Here is an 18,114-nt window from a genome sequence, read left to right as displayed (position 1 = left end):
GTCCGTCCACGGAGGAATGTGATGCCCGGATTCAGAAACCCGTCCTGGCCCGCCCGGCTCCGTCGACGGATGCCCAGCGCGCGGGCCACGTTGACCGGCACCCGGGTCAACCGGATGGCCCTCGGTCTGGTGGCCGTCCTCGCCGTGACCGCCGTCGGCTTCGGCACCGGCTACCGGTCCTCGGAGGCCGCGCTCGGCGACGGCAGCACCTACCTGCAAAAGGGCGAACGGGTCATGCGGGTCAACGCCGACAACCAGGACGCCGACGCGATCACCGCCAAGAAGTTGGCGACCGGCAAGGAGCGACTGGAGATCGTCCAGGTCGACGCCGGCTCGGTCTTCGTGGTCAACAACGACACCGGTGTGGTCACCCGGCTGCCCACCCGCACCCTCGACCCCGAGACGGTGGACAACCGGCCCGAGTCCAAGGGGCACCTGTCGGTGGTGACCGGCGGTGGTGCCACCTACCTGGTCGACGGGCAACGGGGCACCGTCGACGGCCTGGAGGCGACGACGGGGCAACGGGTCCCGGTGCCGACACCGGTCAGGGTCACCCAGGCGGTGGTGGATTCCCGGGGTACGGCCTGGGGCTACGCCCAGGAGTCCGGGGAACTGATCGAGATGCCCAAGGGCGGGATCGCCCACAGGCAACGCGTCGCCGGCAGGGGCGAGCCGGCCATGCTGACCCTGGTCGCGGACGCACCTGTGCTCTACCGGCCGGATTCCGGCGAGGTCGGGATGTACGGCGGGGACGGGTTGCTCCACAAACGTGACCTGGCCGCCCGGCACGGCCGGGTGAGCGCCCCCGGAGCCCGCCCACTGGCCATCGCGTTGCCCGCCACCGGGGAGCTGGTGATCACCGACCTCGACGGGGAACGGGGCGAGGACCGCCGGGTCAGGCTGCCCGACGACCGGGCCGGTAACCGGTTCGGCGCTCCCGTCGTCCACCACGAGCGGATCTACGTGCCGGACTACAGCACCCGGCAGGTCATCGTCGTCGAGCACCGCGGCCTTCGGGTCGAAGCGGTCGTGACGGTGCCGGGCAAGTCCGACGAGTTCCAGGTGACCGTCCGCGACAACCGGGTGTGGATCAACGACCCGCACGACACCAGCATCGTGATCACGTTCACCGCCGACGGCAGGCAGACCGAGATCGACGTCTCCACCGACCCCGGCGACAAGCCCCGCGGAACGCCCACCGTCGCCCCGACCAGCACCCCACGGCAGTCACCGCAGCCGACCACCGCACCCCGGCGGACACCGCCGGCGAAGCCGACGATCACGGTGCCGGACCTGGTCGGCACCGACCGTACCGCGGCATGCGCGCGACTCACGCCGGAACTGCGCTGCGTTCCGGTGGCCCAGAACGACGGAGCCGGCGAAACCGACCAGGTGCTGCGCACCGATCCGCCGGCCGGTTCCCGGGTCGCCCACGGCAGCGCGGTCACCGTCGTCTACCGGGGCGAGGCCACCATTCCGCCCGTGCAGGGCCTGCCGGCCGACCAGGCCTGCCGGGCACTGGCGCAGGCGCACCTCACCTGCGTCGAGCAGCCGGCCGGACTGGCCGTGGATGGCAACGCCATATGGCTGGTGACCGGCCAGGACCCGACGGCCGGGCAACCGGCGAACACCGGTACCCGGGTCACCATCACCTATCCGGTCCAGATCGCGGTGCCGAACTTCGCGAGCCAGCCATACAACGTGGCCTGCCCGGTCGGCCTGACCTGTGCCCCGACGCCGATCGGCCCCGGCTCCCCGACGTACACGGTGATCGACCAGCATCCGCTGCCGGGTGCCGGGCTGGACCCGAACGGGACCGTCACGCTGCGGTACCACACGAACTCGGCGGTCCCGGACGTCCACAACATGCCGCCGGACCAGGCCTGCCAGGTGTTGCAGAGCGCGGGCCTGGCCTGCAACCGGGTCGAGGGAGCCGCGACGCTCGCGGTCAACCAGGTGATCACCCAGGACCCCCAGCCCGGCACCGAACTGGCGCCCGGCAGCCCGGTGAACATCGTCTACGAGTCGACCGGTCCGACGGTCCTCCATCGCTTCAAGGCACCCCATCCGCGACAGACCAACCTCCTGTCCATCAGCCCCGACGTGCCACCGGGCTGGAGCTCCCAGTCCTCCCCCGGCCGGGTCTACCAATCGACCCAGGTGGCCGAGGTGCCCGGGCTGATCCAGATCTACCAGTTCCAGTGCGTCAGCGGATGCCGCGAACCGAACTACTACCTTTCCGCCGATCCCAACACCCCGGCGAACTACGCCCCGGGTGGGCCGGCCTTCTCCTGCTTCGCCGACCAGCCCCACGGCACCCTGCCATTGCACGCCTTGCACCATCCGGAGACCGGTGTCTGGGTCTGGGCCCGGGAATACACCAACGAGTGGACAGTCTTCACCGCGAGAGGCTTCCAGCCGATGGCACGGCTCTGTCACATCTGGCCCTGACCGGCGGGGATCCCTGCCCATTGAGGGGGGTCTCCGGAACGGGAAGGCTCGGGGCATGTCCCTCGTATGTGACCCCAGCACCGACGGCGCACGGTACGCCGAATACAGCGCCACCGCCGCGAAACAGGCGGTGGCGCTGCGTGCCGCCGCCGACCGGATCGGCACCACCACGAACACCATCGGCCGGCAGGTGGCGGCCGTCGAGTTCCAGAGCCCGTCGGCGGCCGACTTCCGGCGGCGCGTCGAGGGAGTCGACGCGGAACTGCGCGGGGTGACCCGGCGACTCACCGACCTCGCCGAGACGCTCGACCGGACCAGCCGGCACTATGCCGAACTGCACCTCGACTGGCTGGCCAAGCGGGGCGCCGCCGGCCTGACGGGAGGCTGACCGTGGTGGGAAACAATCCGGTCACCCGGTACGTGTTCAATCTCGACGACATCAACGGCACCGGGATGTCCCTGATCCGGGCCGCCGGCACGCTCGGTGGCACCGCCGACTCGGTACGGGCCGCCGGCCGGGCCTGCGAAACGCTACCGAACGTCGGTCCGGGCATCGCCCAGCAGACGACGACGCTGGCCAGGGCTCTGGACGCGCTCGAACGAAGCCTCGGGGCCGAAGGCCGCTGGTTGTCGGCGACCGCCGGCAGGCTCGCCGCGGTGGACGCGGGGGTCTGGGCCGGCGCCTCCGTCGCCAAGATTCACCGGGCGCTACGCGACGGTGGCGGGGAATCGGGGCGACACCGGAAGACGGGACGGCTGGGCCGCGTCACCGCGGTGGCCGCCGACCTCTTCGGTGAGGACGTCACAGGCTCGAAACTGCCCGACATCGCCGCACGTTACTACGAAGCGGCGAAAAGACTCCGTGACATGTCCCAGCGTCTTCCGAAGCCGGGCGCACCGCCGACCCCGGCGCGTCGACCCGCAGCGCCGGACCTGGCCGAGCGGCTGGCCGGGGACGGGCGCGGCCTCAACCGCCTCAAGCGTGGCGGCACCATGATGGTTCCGGTAGTCGGATCCGGCGCGATGACGCTCGCCGACATCAAGCAGTGGCGCACCCAGGAGCACGACGGCCTACGTGGCGGGTTCGAGAAGCTCCGGGACAGCGCGGCCGTGACCGCCTCGCTGATGCATCTCGGCACCGACGTACTGAACGTGGTCCCGGGTGCCGGCACACTTGCCGACAAGGGTCTCGACGGAATCATCTTCGTCGCGCTGGACGGCCCGGTGATGCTGATGGACGGCGCGGACTACCTCTTGTTCGAGAAGGGGAACGACATCGTGCACATCGTCGGCAACGCGGGCGGCTCGGTCCTCAAGGGTGCTGCCGATGTCGCCGGTGCGGCCGCCAAGAGCATCGCCCCGGCCCCGGTCTTGAACGGGCTCAGGAGCATTGGTGGTCTCCTCCCATGACCGCCGGGTACACGTCCATGACGGGAACCACCGGCTCCCCCGGTCCTCTCGCACTTCGTGCGTCGGCCGACGAACTCGACGCGATCGCCTACGGGCTGACCGGGGTCGGCTTCCCGGGTGTGGGGCCGTCCCTCGTCACCGCGGCCGCCGAGCCGCACCGGGCCGTCATGGCGCGGCGTCTGCTCGGCTCGCTGATCGTGCGTGGTGTCGTGGAGGAGGCGCCGGACCACTGGCGGATCAGTCCGGCGTACCAGGATCTGCTGACCACCGTGCTCGATCCGCGACAGGCCGTCTCGGTACGTGTCCGGACACCGGACTCCTCCGCGATGGCGATCGTCTGCCAGGGGCCGGCCGGGGTCGTGGTGCACGGGGCAGGGCCGGGCGGTACCCACGAGCTGAGACGGGTCGACGACGACCTGGACACCGCGGTGGTCACCCTGCTCGGGGTACCCGACGACGACATCATCGGAACCCGAAACGACGACCGGCCCGTCCGGCTGCGGTACAGCGCGCTGCTGCGGCAACTCGATGAGCCGGTCGGGGTGACCGCCTGCGGTTTCGTCGCCGCCCTCGCCGACTACCGGTACACCGCGAAGCTGATCCCGTTCGGCCGGACCGGCGAGACCTACCATGTCAGCTCGGCCGTGCTGGTCGCCGGTGGAACCGGTCCGCTCTGGGCCGCGACCGTCCAACCGGACGCCGCCACCGACGACCCCGGGACGGACGCCGACGGCTGGGTGACCGCCCGCCCACTCCTACCCGCCGATCTGCGTGACTGGCTACGCGGTCTCGACCTGGCCGGCTGACCCGGGTCACCGGTGGCGACGACCGGCTCGACCGCTGGAGCCACCGCTACCCACCGGTGGCCGCCGACGGACCGAGCACCCGGTCGACGAAGGCGTTGCCGAACTTGCCGGTCGGGTCGACCCGGTCACGCAGCCGCGCGAAGTCGGCGAGCCGCGGATACACCGCCCGCAGCTCCGCACCGGTCGCGACGAAGCACTTGCCCCAGTGCGGGCGGGCCCCGAACGGCAGCAGCGCCTCCTCGATCGCCGGCAGCACCCCGTACACGGCGGGGGTGTCGCGTACCCAGGTGAAGTGCAGGGCGACGACGTCGGTGCCGTACGCGCCGCTCAGCCAGAGCCGGTCGGCGGCCACCGTACGGATCTCGCCGACCTGGAGAACCGGCGCGAGCCGGGGACCGAGCCGGCGCAGTTCGGTGATCGCCGCCGCGGCGTGCCGTCTCGGCACCAGGTATTCGCTCTGGAGTTCCTCACCCCGGCTGGGGGTGAACGCCATCCGGAAGTGCGGCAGCCGCTCGTGCCACGGGCCGGGTACGCCGTGCTGCCCGGTGACGGCCGCGACGTCGGCGCCGGCCAGCATGTGCCGGGTGCCGTCGGCCCGGGGTGCGCCGAGGAAGTCCGCCGGTGGTTCGCCGGCGCGGCTCTTGCGCCACACCTGGTCGACGCGGTCGCCGGCCCAGTCGGTGAAGAGGCTGACGCTGTACGCCCCGGCGGTGACCGCGTCGAGGTCGGTGAGCACGGTGTCCCAGGGCAGTCCGGTGTAGACGGTCTGCCGTACGTCGTACGCCGGCTCGATGTCGAGGGTCAGCGTGACGACGATGCCGAGCGCGCCGAGGGCGACGACGCTGCCGTCGAAGTCCGGGTCGGTCCGGGTGAGCCGGCGGACGGCGCCGTCCGGTCCGACGATCTCGACGGCGGCGACCGCCGTGGCGAGGGATCCGTTGCGGTCGCCGGAGCCGTGGGTGCCGGTGGCGACCGCCCCGGCGACCGAGATGTGCGGCAGGGAGGCGAGGTTGGCCAGCGCCCAGCCCTTGGCGTGCAGCGCTTCGGCGACCTCGCCGTAGCGGGCGCCGCCGCCGACGGTGACCTGGCGGCGGTCCGGGTCGATGTCGACGCCGGCCGGCAGCGCGGCCAGCGACAGGAGCAGGCCGGTGGTGTCGCCGATGTCGGTGAACGAGTGCCGGGAGCCGAGCGCCCGCACCCGGTCCGCGCGGGCCACGACGTCGCGCAGTTCGTCCACGGATGCCGGCGCGTGCACCCCGGCCGCCCGGTAGGTGTGGTTACCGGCCCAGTTCGTCTCCATGGGTAAGAGGCTAGGGCCGGGCGGGCCGGCCGCGCTGGCCCCGTCTCCCGGCCGCCCGGGTCCGGCTGCCTGTCGCGGGTCCGGCTGCCTGTCGCGGCCCACAGCGAATTCGCTGTACGTACGCCGAATTCGCTGTGGGCTCCGACAGAGACACCTACGTCGACTCGACCAGGTGCCGGGCGTAGGCGTCGGTGGTGAAGAACGCCGGCAGGTCCTCGGCGAGGGCGTTCTGGTCGAAGACCGTCGCCGCCGCGAGGGCCCGCTCCCGGTCGGCGCCGCTGCGTCCCCGCGCCAGCTTCGCCGACTCCTCGGCGACCAGCGACCGGACCAGGTCGGCGGTGACCACGCCGCCGTCGGCCAGCGGGGTGCCGTGGGCCTGCCACTGCCACACCTGGCAGCGGGCGATCTCGGCGGTGGCGGCGTCCTCCATCAGGTCGAAGATGGCGACCGCGCCGGTGCCGGCGATCCACGCGTCGAAGTAGCGCAGGGCGACGGCGATGTTGGACCGTACCCCGGCCAGCGAGACCTGGCCCGGCGTCTTGTCGACGGCGAGCAGGTCGGCGGCGGTGACGAAGACGTCGTCGCGGAGCCGGTCGAGTTGGTTCGGCCGGTCGGCGAGTACGGCGTCGAAGACCTCGCGGCAGACCGGGACCAGCCCCGGGTGGGCGACCCACGAGCCGTCGAACCCGTCGCCGGCCTCGCGTTCCTTGTCGGCCCGGACCTTGCCGAGGGCGACCTCGTTGACCGCCGGGTCCCGGCTGGGGATGAAGGCGGCCATGCCGCCGATGGCGTGCGCGCCGCGCTTGTGGCAGGTCCGCACCAGCAGTTCGGTGTACGCCCGCATGAACGGCACGGTCATCGTCACGTCGACGCGGTCCGGCAGTACGTAGTCCGGCCACTGCCCGAAGTTCTTGATGACGCTGAAGATGTAGTCCCACCGGCCGGCGTTCAGGCCGGCGGAGTGTTCCCGCAGCTCGTACAGGATCTCTTCCATCTCGAACGCGGCCGTGATGGTCTCGATCAGGGTGGTGGCCCGGATCGTGCCCTGCGGAATGCCGAGGTAGCGCTGGGCGAAGACGAAGACGTCGTTCCACAGCCGCGCCTCGCGGTGCGTCTCCAGCTTGGGCAGGTAGAAGTAGGGTCCGCGACCGGCGTCGAGCTGCCGCCGCGCGCAGTGGAAGAGATAGAGCCCGAAGTCGACCAGGCTGGCCGAGACGGGGCGGCCGTCGATGACGATGTGCTTCTCGACCAGGTGCCAGCCGCGTGGCCGGACGACGATGGTGGCCGGGTCGTCGGACAGGGCGTACCGCTTGCCCTGCGGGCTGGTGAAGTCGATCCGCCGGTCGAGGGCGTCGATCAGGTTGAGCTGGCCGTTGACGACGTTGTGCCAGGTCGGGGCGGTGGCGTCCTCGAAGTCGGCGAGCCACACCTTGGCCCCGGAGTTCAGGGCGTTGACGGTCATCTTCCGGTCGGTCGGGCCGGTGATCTCCACCCGGCGGTCGGCGAGTCCGGGGGCCGGCGGCGCCACCCGCCAGGTCGGGTCGGCGCGGATGGCGGCGGTCTCGGGCAGGAAGTCGGGAAGCTGTCCGGAGGCGTACCGGGCGCGGCGGGCGCGGCGGGTGTCCAGCAGCGCCACCCGGCGGGCGGCGAACTCCCGGTCGAGGGCGACCAGGAACTCCAGTGCGTGCGGGGTGAGGACTTCTTCGAACCGGTCCCCCATCGGGCCGGTGACCTGGAGTGTCATGCGAACTGCTCCTCTTCGGTCGAACCGCGCAGCGCGGTCGTCTCGGCGGCGGGGTTGAGCACGGTGCTGATCAGGTCGAAGTAGCCGGTGCCGACCTCACGCTGGTGCTTGACCGCGGTGTAGCCGGCGGCCTCGGCGGCGAACTCCCTCTCCTGGAGGGAGACGTACGCCGGCATCCCGTCGGCGGCGTAGCCGCGGGCCAGGTCGAACATGGAGTAGTTCAGCGCGTGGAAGCCGGCCAGGGTGATGAACTGGAACTTGTAGCCCATGTGCCCGAGTTCGCGCTGGAACTTGGCGATGGTGGCGTCGTCGAGGTGCTTGCGCCAGTTGAACGACGGCGAGCAGTTGTAGGCCAGCAGCTGGTCCGGGTAGCGCTCCTTGATCGCCTCGGCGAACTGCCGGGCCACCTCCAGGTCCGGCTTGCTGGTCTCCATCCAGAGCAGGTCGGCGTACGGGGCGTAGGCGAGGCCGCGGGCGATGCACGGCTCGATGCCGTTGCGTACCCGGTAGAAGCCCTCAGCGGTCCGCTCGCCGGTGGTGAACGGCCGGTCCCGCTCGTCGACGTCGGTGGTGATCAGGGTGGCGGCCTGCGCGTCGGTCCGGGCGACGATCACCGACGGTACGCCGGCGACGTCGGCGGCGAGCCGGGCGGCGTTGAGGGTCCGCACGTGCTGCCCGGTCGGGATGAGCACCTTGCCGCCGAGGTGGCCGCACTTCTTCTCGGAGGCGAGTTGGTCCTCCCAGTGCACGCCGGCCGCGCCGGCCGCGATCATCGCGGTCATCAGCTCGTACGCGTTGAGGACGCCGCCGAAGCCGGCCTCGGCGTCGGCGACGATCGGGGCGAGCCAGTCGTGGTCGGTCGGGGTGCCCTCGGCGGTGGTGATCTGGGCGGCGCGCAGCAGCGCGTTGTTGATCCGGCGGACCACGGCGGGCACCGAGTTGGCCGGGTAGAGGCTCTGGTCGGGGTAGGTGTGGCCGGACAGGTTGGCGTCTGCGGCGACCTGCCAGCCGGACAGGTAGATGGCCTTGAGGCCGGCGCGGACCATCTGGACGGCCTGGTTGCCGGTGAGCGCGCCGAGGGCGTGGATGTAGTCCTCCTCGTGCAGGAGCTGCCACAGCCGCCGCGCGCCGCGCCGGGCGAGGGTGTGTTCCTCCTGGATCGCCCCGCGTAGCCGTACGACGTCCTCGGCGCGGTAGGTGCGTTCGACGCCCTGCCACCGGGCCTGGGTGGCCCACTCGTTCCGCAACTGCTCTGCCGCTGTGCTCATGGGGCTCTCCTTCGGTCATCCGGGAACGGCGTGTCCCCACCATGGCACCGGGCGGATCATCGGGTCGAGATACGTAATCGGCCAATTATTGAAAACTGGAAAGCGCTTTTTGCCAACTTGCGAAAGGGTCCTTTAGCAGAGGTGTTAACGTGTCGGAATCCCGGCCGGAGAGGAGTCGCGATGACCAAGACGTTCGCCGGCGCCCGGCTGCGCCGGCTGCGCGAGGACCGGGGCATCAGCCAGATCGAACTGGCCCGGCAGCTCGCCATCTCGCCGAGTTACCTCAACCAGATCGAGCACGACACCCGGCCGCTGACCGTCGCCGTGCTGATGCGGATCACCGAGGTCTTCGGCATCGACACCGCGTTCTTCGCCCCGCACGACGCGCCCCGGCTGGTGGCGAACCTGCGGGAGGCGCTCGGTGCCCGGGCCAGCGTGCCCGACCTGACCGAGCTGGCCAGCCGGCTGCCCGAGGTCGCCGAGGCGGTGATCGACCTGCACCGCCGCTACCAGCAGGTCAACGAGCAGCTCACCGAGCTGGTCGGCGACCGCGACACCGTCGGTGGGCGCAGCCCGCACGACCAGGTCATCGACTTCTTCTACCGGCGGCAGAACTACGTGCCGGAGCTGGACGAGGCGGCCGAGGCGCTGGCCGGGAGCATCGGCGTACGGCGCGGTGAGGCCCGGTCGGCGCTGCGGGACCGGCTGGCCGACCGGCACGGCATCCGGATCGCCCGGCAGGACACCGACGCGCTCGCCGGCGACCTGCACCGCTACCGGCCGCAGACCCGCACCCTGCACCTGTCGACGTCGCTTCGGGCCGGGCAGGAGGCGATCCGGATGGGTGCCCAGATCGCGCTTCTCGAATACACCGACATCATTGACGAGATCATCGAACAGGAGCGGTTCGACGATGTGCAGACGCAGATTCTCATGCGGGTGGGATTGGCCAACTACTTCGCGGCCGCGGTGATCCTGCCGTACCAGAGGTTCCTGTCCGCGGCCGAGACGATGCGCTACGACATCGACCTGTTGACCAACCATTTCGCGATGGGCTGGGAAAGCGTCTGTCACCGGCTGAGCACGTTGCAGCGGCCGAAGGCGCGCGGCGTGCCGTTCTCGTTCGTGCGGGTCGACCGGGCCGGCAACATGTCCAAGCGGCAGTCGGCGACCGGGTTCCCGTTCTCCCGCTCGGGCGGCACCTGTCCACTGTGGAACGTGTACGAGGCGTTCAGCGCGCCGGGCCGGGTGATGACCCAGGTCGCGGCGATGCCGGACGGGCAGCGTTACCTGTGGATCGCCCGCACCGTGATCCGGCACCACGGCGGCTACGGCCAGCCCGGCAAGGTCTTCGCCATCGGGCTCGGCTGCGAGACCCGGCACGCCGGCCGGCTGGTCTATTCCGCCGGCATGGACCTGCACGCCACCGACGCCGCGACCCCGATCGGCCCCGGCTGCAAGACCTGCGAGCGGATGACCTGCCCGCAGCGGGCCGCCGCCCCGATCAGCCGCCGCCTCGACCTCGACGAGAACCGCAGCACCTTCATCCCGTATCCGCTGAAGGACCGCACCGGCTGACCGGCCTCCGGCCAGGCGCCGGGGCCGCGTCAGCCCCGGGCGTCGTGGACGAGGATGGCGACCTGCACCCGGTTGGCGCACTCCATCTTGGTCAGCAGCCGGGAGACGTACGCCTTGACGGTGGCGACGCTCATGAACAGTTCGAGGCTGATCTCGGCGTTGGACAGGCCCTGGCCGACCGCCTCGGCGACCTCGCGCTCCCGTCCGGTGAGGCGGCCCAGCATGCTCCGGGCCCGCGCCACCCGGTCGGTGCGGTCGGCGCGGTCCTCGTCGCGCACCACGTGTTCGATCAACCTGCCGACCACCGACGGGGACAGCATCGACTCGCCCTCGGCGACCCGGCGCACCGCGTCGATGATCTCCAGCGGCGGGGTGTCCTTGAGTAGGAAGCCGCTGGCGCCGGCGCGCAGCGCCCGGAGGATGTGGGCGTCGGTGTCGAACGTGGTGAGGACGATGACCGCCGGTCCGCCGGCGACCGTACGCAGGGCCTCGGTGGCGGCCAGGCCGTCCATGCCGGGCATCCGGATGTCCATGAGTACGACGTCCGGCCGCAGCCGGGCAACGGCGGCCAGGGCCTCGGCGCCGTCGGCCGCCTCCCCCACCACCTCGATGTCCCGGCCGGCGCCGAGGACCGTGGCCAGCCCGAGGCGGACCATGGAGTCGTCGTCGACGAGGAGGACGCGGACCATACCGGTCACGGTAGCGACGCCGCCGGTTCGCGGCTGTCCGGTGGCGGCGGAGAGCACCGGGTCACGACCGTACGAGGGGGCGCCAGTACTGCTGGGTGCCCTCGTCCCGGACGGCGTAGTCGAGCTTGAGGATCGCGCCGCGCAGGTCGCGTACCTCCTTGTGGGCCTTTTTCTTCAGGGCCGAGGCGCGGATCGCGAGCAGGTCGTGGACGGCGGGCGGCAGGTCGGCGGTGTGGACGTGCCAGGGGCGGTAGAGGTCGGTGAACGGGTCGGTGTCCCGCCACGGGTATCCGTGTCCGCGGAAGGCGTCGGCGATGACCGTCGGGGCGGCCTCGTGGGTCTCGTACAGCAGTTGGCGGGACTCGTGGTCGAGGACGACGACCTTGGTGCCGTCGACGAAGACGGCGGCCACGTCGGCGCGGGGGATGGTCCACTTCTCCTCGCCCCGCTCGATCCGCAGCTCGGTGTCGCCAACCGTCAGCTTCAGCGACTCGGTCATCGTCGTGAGGGCGATCCCGGCCACCACCGCGAGCCAGATGGCCATGTTGACGGCGATCTCCCAGGGTCGGTCGATGCCGGCGAAGAGCCGGAAGACGAAGCCCATCGGCAGTCCGACCTCCCAGCTCAGCGCCCAGCGGGCGAGCGGGGGAAGGCCGAACCCGAGCACCAGTACGAGGGCGGGCAGCCCGGCGAAGAGGACGATCTTGTTGAGGAGTGGGACGCCGAGGTAGGTCTGGTTGTCGCCGGCACCGTGGCGGGCCGCGGGTTGCTTGCCGGTCTTGCGGGCGTCCATCGGTTCCCTCCGTGTGACGGTGGCGGGCCGGGTCCGGCTCGCCCTGTCGACCACGCTAGGTGTCGGGGACGGCCGGCGACCAGTCGCCGAAAGTCGATGATCCGGGCGGTCCGGTGCTCACAGCCAGCGCTGGCGTACGGCGTTCGCGCCGGCCTGGAAGCGGCTGGCGGCACCGAGCCGGTCGGTCAGGTCGGACATCATCCGCTGGATCGTCCGGACGGACAGGCCGAGCCGGCGGGCGGCCGACTCGTCGGTGTGGCCGTCGCCGAGCAGCCGGAGCAGTTCCCGTTCGGGCGGTTCGAGACCGTTGTCGTCGACGGGCGCGGCGCTGCCGAACGGGGTGGCGGACGACCACACCTGGTCGAAGAGGGCGCAGACGGCGGTGGTCACCCCCGGGCTGTGGATCTCGACCGCGCCCTTGCGCGGGTCGGCCGGGTCTATCGGGAGCAGGGCCAGCCGACGATCGACGACTGTCAGTTGAAAATGGATTAGTGGGACGGTCCGGGCCTCTCCTCCCATTTCACTGAACCAGCGCGCGTACGCCAGCGTTTCCGGGTCGTTGCGGAAGCTGTCCTGATAGACGGCCCGGACCGCGATTCCGTGTTCGAGTGCGCGGCGGTGGAATGGTCGGCTGACCGCGATGGCGTCGAACTTGCGCGGGCCGCCCGGAATGAACGACAGGCACTCGGAGCCGGCCAGGGCGGCCAGGTGTTCCAGCCGGTCCCGCACCGCGTCGAGGGTGGGCAGGCGGACCAGCCGGTCGCGATGCCGGTTGTCGCTGTGCGCCTCGGCGAGCGCCTCCACGGCGGCCTGGGTGGCCTCGATCTCGTACTGCTGCCGGGCGATGCTGGCCCTGGCGCGGGCCAGCAGCGGGGCGAGGCCGACCTCGGGGTTCGTCGGCCGCAGCCGGCCCGGGATGTCGCCCGACTCCCGCACCAGGGCGAGTTCGATCAGTTCGTCGAGCGCGTCGTGCACCTGGCGCGTCGACACCTCGACCGATCGCGCGAGTTCGGCCACTCCCCAGGTCGGCTCCGCCAGCATCGCGCGGTAGACGGCTTCCGCCGTCGTCGACAGACCAAGGGATCTGAACAACTCGGCCTCCTCGCCCTGCCGAACACCGTCTCAGACGATCTTCGGGTTGGCAAGGGTGCCGACGGCCGCCGTGGCGTGATCGCGCCAGGCGTTTTCACGCCTATTTCCGCTCGTTGACCGCATTCGAAGACAAAGAAAAGAATGAATCCGCAAGGATGTCCGCGACCCCTGGACGGAAAACATGCAGTTATCGGCCGTATCCCTCGCCCCGGTCGGCGAGGACCGCACCCCGCTGACGCCGGAGACGCTGCGCGACCTGGTCCTCGGACTGCGCGCCGAGACCGACCGGGTCGAGCACGTCAAGGTCATCGAGCGGGCGGGGATGATGTGGATCGCCGCGTTCGTCGCGGTCGCCGACGACGAGCGGGCCCAGCACTGCCTGCACGAGCTGTGCGCCCGGCTGACCGGTGTCATCAACGGCTGGGACATCGTCGGGGCGCCCGAGTGGCACACTCCCGCGGTCGACGGGTGATCACGTGACCGGAGACGACACCGCCGCCGCGTCGACGCGGCTGGCCGCCGGACCCGACCGGACGTTGCCGCACCGGGCCACGTACCAGGAGCGGCGCGGTCCGGCCGCCGAGATCAACCTCGCCCTGGTCGCCGCCGAGCTGGCCGAACTGACCCGCGACGAACTGCTGGTGCTGGTGCCGGCACCGCACCGGCTGCCGCTGCCGGCGCACCTCTTCGAGAGCCTGCGGGCCCGTGGGGTCACCGTCCGGCTGCTGCACGCCGCCGTACCGGAACCGCCGGCCGGGCCGCTCGCCGCCCTGGCCCGCAGCGGGATCGCCCTGCCGGCGTCGTCGCAGATCCCCTACTTCCTCGTGATCCGGGACCGGGCCGTGCTCTACCTGCCCTACCAGGATTCCGGGCATCCGAAGGCGGACCGGCTGACCAGGATGCGCAACGTCGTGCTGGCCGGCTCGCTGGCGGCCGCCTACGGCGCCGCCTGGGAGGCCGCGGCGCGGCGGGCGGAGGCGGCCCGGGTCGCCGCCGGGATCGACGGCGTCGAGGGCGGGCGGGACCTGGTCCGGGTGCTCGGCGACGGGCTCACCGACCAGCAGGCGGCGGCGCGGCTGCACATGAGCAAGCGGACGTTCGCCCGGCGGGTGGCGGTGCTGATGCAGCGCCTCGACGCCGCCACCCGCTTTCAGGCCGGGGTACAGGCGGCCCGGCGCGGCTGGGTCTGAAGCCGCCCACCCGGCCGGCAACCGCGCCCGCCCGTCACACCGCGAGGTAGGGCACCGGCCAGTGCCGCATCCGGTACGGCAGCACCAGCGCCCGGCCGCCCGCCTCGACGGCGAGCCCCGCCTCGACCGCGTCGGCGACGAGTTCGTCGTCGCCCGGACCGGGGACGCCGTCGGGTGACTCGGCCAGCCGCTCGAACCGGTCGGCGCCCTCCTCGATCACCATCCGGGCGCCGGGCTGCCCCGGCCGGACGTCCTTGACGGTGACGATGCCGGGGCCGCGGCGGTAGTAGTACGTGCCGTACCGGTAGTCGCGGGCCCACTCGACGGCGTGGTTCATGCCGTCGAGGCCGACGCCGTCGGACGGCGCGACGAAGTGGGCGTACGTCTCCAGCGGGAACGCCGGCCGGCCGCTGATCGTCCAGCGCAGCCGTACGGCGTGGCTGGTCAGGGTGCGCAGCAGCCGCAGGTGTTCGAGGTCCCGCACCGGGTCCTGCCCGAACCGCAGCGGCTCGGGCAGGTCGACCACCTGGAGACTGTGGGCCGCCGGGTCGGCGCGCAGCGCGGCGATGTCGACCGCGGGTCGGGTCGTCGTGGTCATCGTCAGCCCACCTTCAGCGGCTCGGTGGTGGTCGCGAGTGCGATCCAGTGGTCCTGTTCGGTGAAGACGAGCCCGTGCTCGGACAGTTCCCGTAGCCAGGCGTCGACCTTCTCGGCCGGCAGCCCGTATCCGGCGAGCCGGGCCGCGAGGGCCTTCGCCGTACGGCCGTTGCCCAGTTCCCGGTAGCCGGCGACGAACGGCGCCCCCACGATGTGGTGGTCGCGTTCCGGCCAGCCGACCCGCCGGTCGGCGATCACGATCTCCTCGTCGTCGTCGCGCACCACCCGCAGCGCACTGGACGGGTATCCGTCGTTCCACAGGTTGATCAGCTTGGCGAGTGGTTCGGCGTCGGCGTCGGACAGTCCGGCCGGCTCGGTGTCGAAGAGATAGACCATGTCGGTCAGTTGGTCGGCCGGCAGCGCGTAGACGTGGTCGTAGAGCCGGGCCGGCCGGCGCTCGGGGAAGCCGAGCAGCGGGTTCTCGAAGTAGGGGCTGAACCGTTCGAGCAGGATGCGGGCCAGGCCGGCCGGCGGCTGGAGGTGGATCAGGGCCGGCACCTGGCGCAGGATCGCCTGGTAGTCGGCGCCGCGCTCGCTCGGGAAGCCGTAGAGCCAGTTCCAGGTCACGGTCAGCGCCGCGGATTCGCAGTCGCGCAGCGTACGGACGTTGCGGACGCCGGTGACGCCCTTGTCCATCAGCTTGAGTACGGGGCTGATCAGCGACTCGATTCCGGGCTGGACGTGGGTGACGCCGGCCTGCCGCAGTGCCTCGATCTCGTCGGGGCGCAGGTTGGACTTCACCTCGTAGTGGATGCGCAGGTCCCAGTCGAGGTCGGCGACGCGGGGCAGCACGTCGCGGAAGTAGCGGTTGTCGATGATGTTGTCGACCATGATCACGTCGAGGGTCTGGTGCCGGCTGACCAGTGTGGTCAGTTCGGCGATCACGGCGTCCGGCGACTTGGCCCGGAACTGCATGCCGGTGCCGTTGAGGCCGCAGAACGTGCAGTGGTGCTTCTCGCCCCACCAGCAGCCGCGGGCGCTCTCCAGGACGAGCTTCGGTTCGACGTACTCGTTGACCGGTGAGTCGGCCATCAGCTCGAACCAGTCGTCGAAGTCCGGCACCGGGATGAGTCCGGGCGGGACCAGGCCGCCCTGCGGGTTGTCGTGCCGCTGGTCGCCGTCGCGCCAGGACAGTCCGGGTACGTCGGCGTACGGGATCTTCCCGTCGATGGCGTCGAGCAGGGCCGGGTAGGCGATCTCGCCCTCGCCCCGGATGACGTGGTCGATGAACGGGAAGTTGCGGTGCATGGCGGTGCCCATGGCGCCGTCGCAGTTGCCGCCGCCGAAGACGATGATCAGGTCGGGTGCCAGTTCGCGCAGCCGGCGGGCGGTGGCCAGGCTCGGCGCGTTCTGCATGAAGGTGGTGCTGAAGCCGACCATGGTCGGGTTCGTCGCGAGGATGTCGCGGGCGGCGGCGTCGACGAACGCGGCGGCGTGCGGGCGCATCCGGGTGACCACGTCGATGTCGACGTCGAGGTCGGCGGCGTACCGCCGCAGCTCGGCGACGCCGAACTCGTCGTCGTCGTGCAGCACCCCGGCGAAGACCCAGTCGCCCAGTCCGTGGAAGAGGCCGGATTCGGCGACGTCGGTGTATTCCGCCGGCCCGATCCCGCCGTCTGTGGCGGCGAGCAGGAACTCGGCCCACCGGGTGCCGCCGTGGTAGGTCGCCGGCTCGGGCCGTCCGGTGGCGACGGTGATGGCCTTGAGCAGGCCGAGGGGCAGCGAGGGGCAGTCCAGCGACTGCCACGGCATGGCCGCGAGGCAGATGGCCACGGGTCACCTCCGCAGACTGGTGGGCCGGGGGTACGCCCGGGCGGGGCGTTGGCACCGCCCGGGCGTCTGGATCACTTGGCCGACCGCTTGAGGTCGACCTGGTACTTGCACGTGCCGTGGGTGACCTTCTTCAGGCCCACCTTCTTGATCTTCATCCGTGTTCACCTCCCATCGCCGGGTCGGGCACGGGTGCGCGACGTCCGGGCGGGACGGACCCGCCCGGACGCGGCGGTCACTTCGCCTTCTTGAGGTCGGCGAGGTACTTGCAGGTGCCGTGGGTGACCTTCTTCAGGCCCACCTTCTTGATCTTCATCCGTGTTCACCTCCCGTCGCGGGGGTCGGGCACGGGTGGGGCGTCCGGGCGGGACCGGCCCGCCCGGACGCCGCGGTCACTTCGTCGCCTTCTTCAGGTCGGCGATGTACTTGCAGGTGCCGTGCGTGACCTTCTTCAGGCCCACCTTCTTGATCTTCATTTCTGCTCACCTCCCCTCGTGAACTCCACACCGGCGGCGCGCAACCGGGCGCGGTGCCGGCGGACGAACCAGGCCTTGATCCGTTTCGGGTCGCGGCCGGTCAGCGCACCGCACTTGGCGGAGATGCTGTCGAGAGAGGTGATGTTGAAGCCCAGGTCGTGCCATTCCTGGCCGTGTTCGCGCCAGAGTTCGGCGCCCTGGCGGGTCTTGGAGACCCGGGCGAGGTAGTTCAGGCCGATGGCGATGTGGTGGATCTCGTCGCCGCGTACGGCCTCGTAGAGCCGGCCGAGCGGGTCGCCGGCGAAGATCTCCTGGAAGAGGATGAACTCGTCGGCCGCCAGCCCTTCGAGGATGGTGTGCACCAGCGCCCGCCCCATGTGCGGCAGGCTGACCAGCATCTCGTTGAGTGGTTCCACCGTCTCCGGGGCGTCCGGTTCCGGCTCGCCGCCGATCGCCTTGGCGTACTGGTAGAAGGCGTCGGCGTGCCGGGCCTCGTCGGCGGTGGCCAGGGCCAGGCTGAAGCGCAGCGGCGCGTCCTCGGTGTGGGTCGCCAGCGTGGCGGCGGCGACCAGGCCGGCCTGCTCGGCGTAGTAGCCGCGTGACGCGACCCGCCAGGCGGACTCGGTGCGGTCCCAGTCCTTGCGGCGCATGGCGTCGCCGATGATGTCGGTCGCGCGCCAGGACTTCTTGTCGCGGGTCGCGCCGAAGATGCGGTAGGCGGCGGCGTCGCTGTCGAGTTCGTCTGCGCGGTGAAGTGCCATGACTGCTCCAGTGCGGTGCGAGCGGACCTTGAGGACCGTGGCCCGCCGGTGGGATGCCGGCCGACCCGTGGCGCCGCATGTCCTGCCCGTGGCCGGGCCCGTGACACGCCTCGATGAGGCGAAACACGC

16 protein-coding genes are annotated in these 18,114 nt (G+C 71.3%); 7 read left to right on the top strand and 9 right to left on the bottom strand.

Annotation, left to right across the window (positions count from 1 at the left end):
* The first annotated feature begins 21 nt into the window (after positions 1-21).
* The 4 genes from QCD66_RS06135 to QCD66_RS06120 are packed head-to-tail and all read left to right on the top strand — an operon-like array spanning position 22 to position 4,667.
* On the top strand, positions 22-2,451 hold the full coding sequence (locus tag QCD66_RS06135; RefSeq protein ID WP_375733015.1) for a PASTA domain-containing protein: 2,430 nt from the start codon (positions 22-24) through the stop codon (positions 2,449-2,451).
* A 55-nt stretch (positions 2,452-2,506) separates the two neighbouring features.
* Positions 2,507-2,839: a hypothetical protein gene (locus QCD66_RS06130; protein ID WP_375733016.1), complete on the top strand. Its 333-nt coding sequence runs from the start codon at positions 2,507-2,509 to the stop codon at positions 2,837-2,839.
* 5 nt (positions 2,840-2,844) lie between these two features.
* A complete protein-coding gene (locus QCD66_RS06125; protein WP_375733017.1) occupies positions 2,845-3,861 on the top strand; it encodes a hypothetical protein in 1,017 nt (338 codons plus the stop codon).
* Positions 3,862-3,878: 17 nt separating this feature from the next.
* On the top strand, positions 3,879-4,667 hold the full coding sequence (locus QCD66_RS06120; RefSeq protein ID WP_375733018.1) for a hypothetical protein: 789 nt from the start codon (positions 3,879-3,881) through the stop codon (positions 4,665-4,667).
* 46 nt (positions 4,668-4,713) lie between these two features.
* Here QCD66_RS06120 and QCD66_RS06115 read toward each other — a convergent pair whose 3' ends face one another.
* From QCD66_RS06115 to aceA, 3 genes are all read right to left on the bottom strand, one after another.
* A complete protein-coding gene (locus QCD66_RS06115) occupies positions 4,714-5,967 on the bottom strand; it encodes an FAD-binding protein (RefSeq protein WP_375733019.1) in 1,254 nt (417 codons plus the stop codon).
* A gap of 154 nt (positions 5,968-6,121) precedes the next feature.
* Positions 6,122-7,711, bottom strand: a complete 1,590-nt coding sequence (gene aceB, locus QCD66_RS06110) for a malate synthase A (protein ID WP_375733020.1) — start codon at positions 7,709-7,711, stop codon at positions 6,122-6,124.
* Positions 7,708-8,979, bottom strand: coding sequence for an isocitrate lyase (gene aceA / locus QCD66_RS06105; protein WP_375733021.1), 1,272 nt, complete (start codon positions 8,977-8,979; stop codon positions 7,708-7,710). The genes aceB and aceA overlap by 4 nt, the downstream gene beginning before the upstream one ends.
* A 180-nt stretch (positions 8,980-9,159) precedes the next feature.
* Here aceA and QCD66_RS06100 point away from each other — a divergent pair, with 180 nt between their 5' ends.
* The gene (locus tag QCD66_RS06100) at positions 9,160-10,557 is read left to right on the top strand and encodes a short-chain fatty acyl-CoA regulator family protein (protein WP_357541985.1); all 1,398 of its coding nucleotides are present in this window, start codon (positions 9,160-9,162) and stop codon (positions 10,555-10,557) included.
* A 29-nt stretch (positions 10,558-10,586) separates the two neighbouring features.
* Here QCD66_RS06100 and QCD66_RS06095 read toward each other — a convergent pair whose 3' ends face one another.
* The 3 genes from QCD66_RS06095 to QCD66_RS06085 form a co-directional block, all read right to left on the bottom strand.
* Entirely contained in the window at positions 10,587-11,255 is a 669-nt protein-coding gene (locus QCD66_RS06095; RefSeq protein WP_375733022.1) for a response regulator, read from the bottom strand.
* A gap of 52 nt (positions 11,256-11,307) precedes the next feature.
* Positions 11,308-12,039: a hypothetical protein gene (locus tag QCD66_RS06090; protein ID WP_375733023.1), complete on the bottom strand. Its 732-nt coding sequence runs from the start codon at positions 12,037-12,039 to the stop codon at positions 11,308-11,310.
* A gap of 117 nt (positions 12,040-12,156) precedes the next feature.
* Positions 12,157-13,131 carry a LuxR family transcriptional regulator gene (locus QCD66_RS06085; RefSeq protein ID WP_375733024.1) on the bottom strand — a complete coding sequence of 325 codons (975 nt, stop codon included), beginning with the start codon at positions 13,129-13,131 and terminating at the stop codon, positions 12,157-12,159.
* 181 nt (positions 13,132-13,312) lie between these two features.
* On the opposite strand from QCD66_RS06085, the gene QCD66_RS06080 reads away from it, so the two are divergent.
* Complete coding sequence (locus QCD66_RS06080; protein ID WP_357541977.1) at positions 13,313-13,603, top strand: hypothetical protein; 291 nt, start codon at positions 13,313-13,315, stop codon at positions 13,601-13,603.
* A 4-nt stretch (positions 13,604-13,607) separates the two neighbouring features.
* Entirely contained in the window at positions 13,608-14,321 is a 714-nt protein-coding gene (locus QCD66_RS06075; RefSeq protein ID WP_375733025.1) for a hypothetical protein, read from the top strand.
* Between the two features lie 34 nt (positions 14,322-14,355).
* On the opposite strand, the gene QCD66_RS06070 is transcribed toward QCD66_RS06075, so the two are convergent.
* The 3 genes from QCD66_RS06070 to QCD66_RS06060 all read right to left on the bottom strand — a co-directional run bounded on the left by QCD66_RS06070 (position 14,356) and on the right by QCD66_RS06060 (position 17,985).
* Complete coding sequence (locus tag QCD66_RS06070; protein ID WP_375733026.1) at positions 14,356-14,919, bottom strand: DUF5825 family protein; 564 nt, start codon at positions 14,917-14,919, stop codon at positions 14,356-14,358.
* Between the two features lie 2 nt (positions 14,920-14,921).
* Positions 14,922-16,751: a RiPP maturation radical SAM C-methyltransferase gene (locus tag QCD66_RS06065; protein WP_364218062.1), complete on the bottom strand. Its 1,830-nt coding sequence runs from the start codon at positions 16,749-16,751 to the stop codon at positions 14,922-14,924.
* 469 nt (positions 16,752-17,220) lie between these two features.
* Positions 17,221-17,985, bottom strand: coding sequence for a ferritin-like domain-containing protein (locus tag QCD66_RS06060; protein ID WP_364218060.1), 765 nt, complete (start codon positions 17,983-17,985; stop codon positions 17,221-17,223).
* Between the last annotated feature and the right edge of the window lie 129 nt (positions 17,986-18,114).

Source organism: Polymorphospora sp. A560, from assembly GCF_045781765.1.
Classification (GTDB): Bacteria; Actinomycetota; Actinomycetes; order Mycobacteriales; family Micromonosporaceae; genus Polymorphospora; species Polymorphospora lycopeni.
The sequence above is the reverse complement of the archived record's forward strand: the minus strand, read 5'-3'. Positions and strand labels throughout refer to the sequence as shown.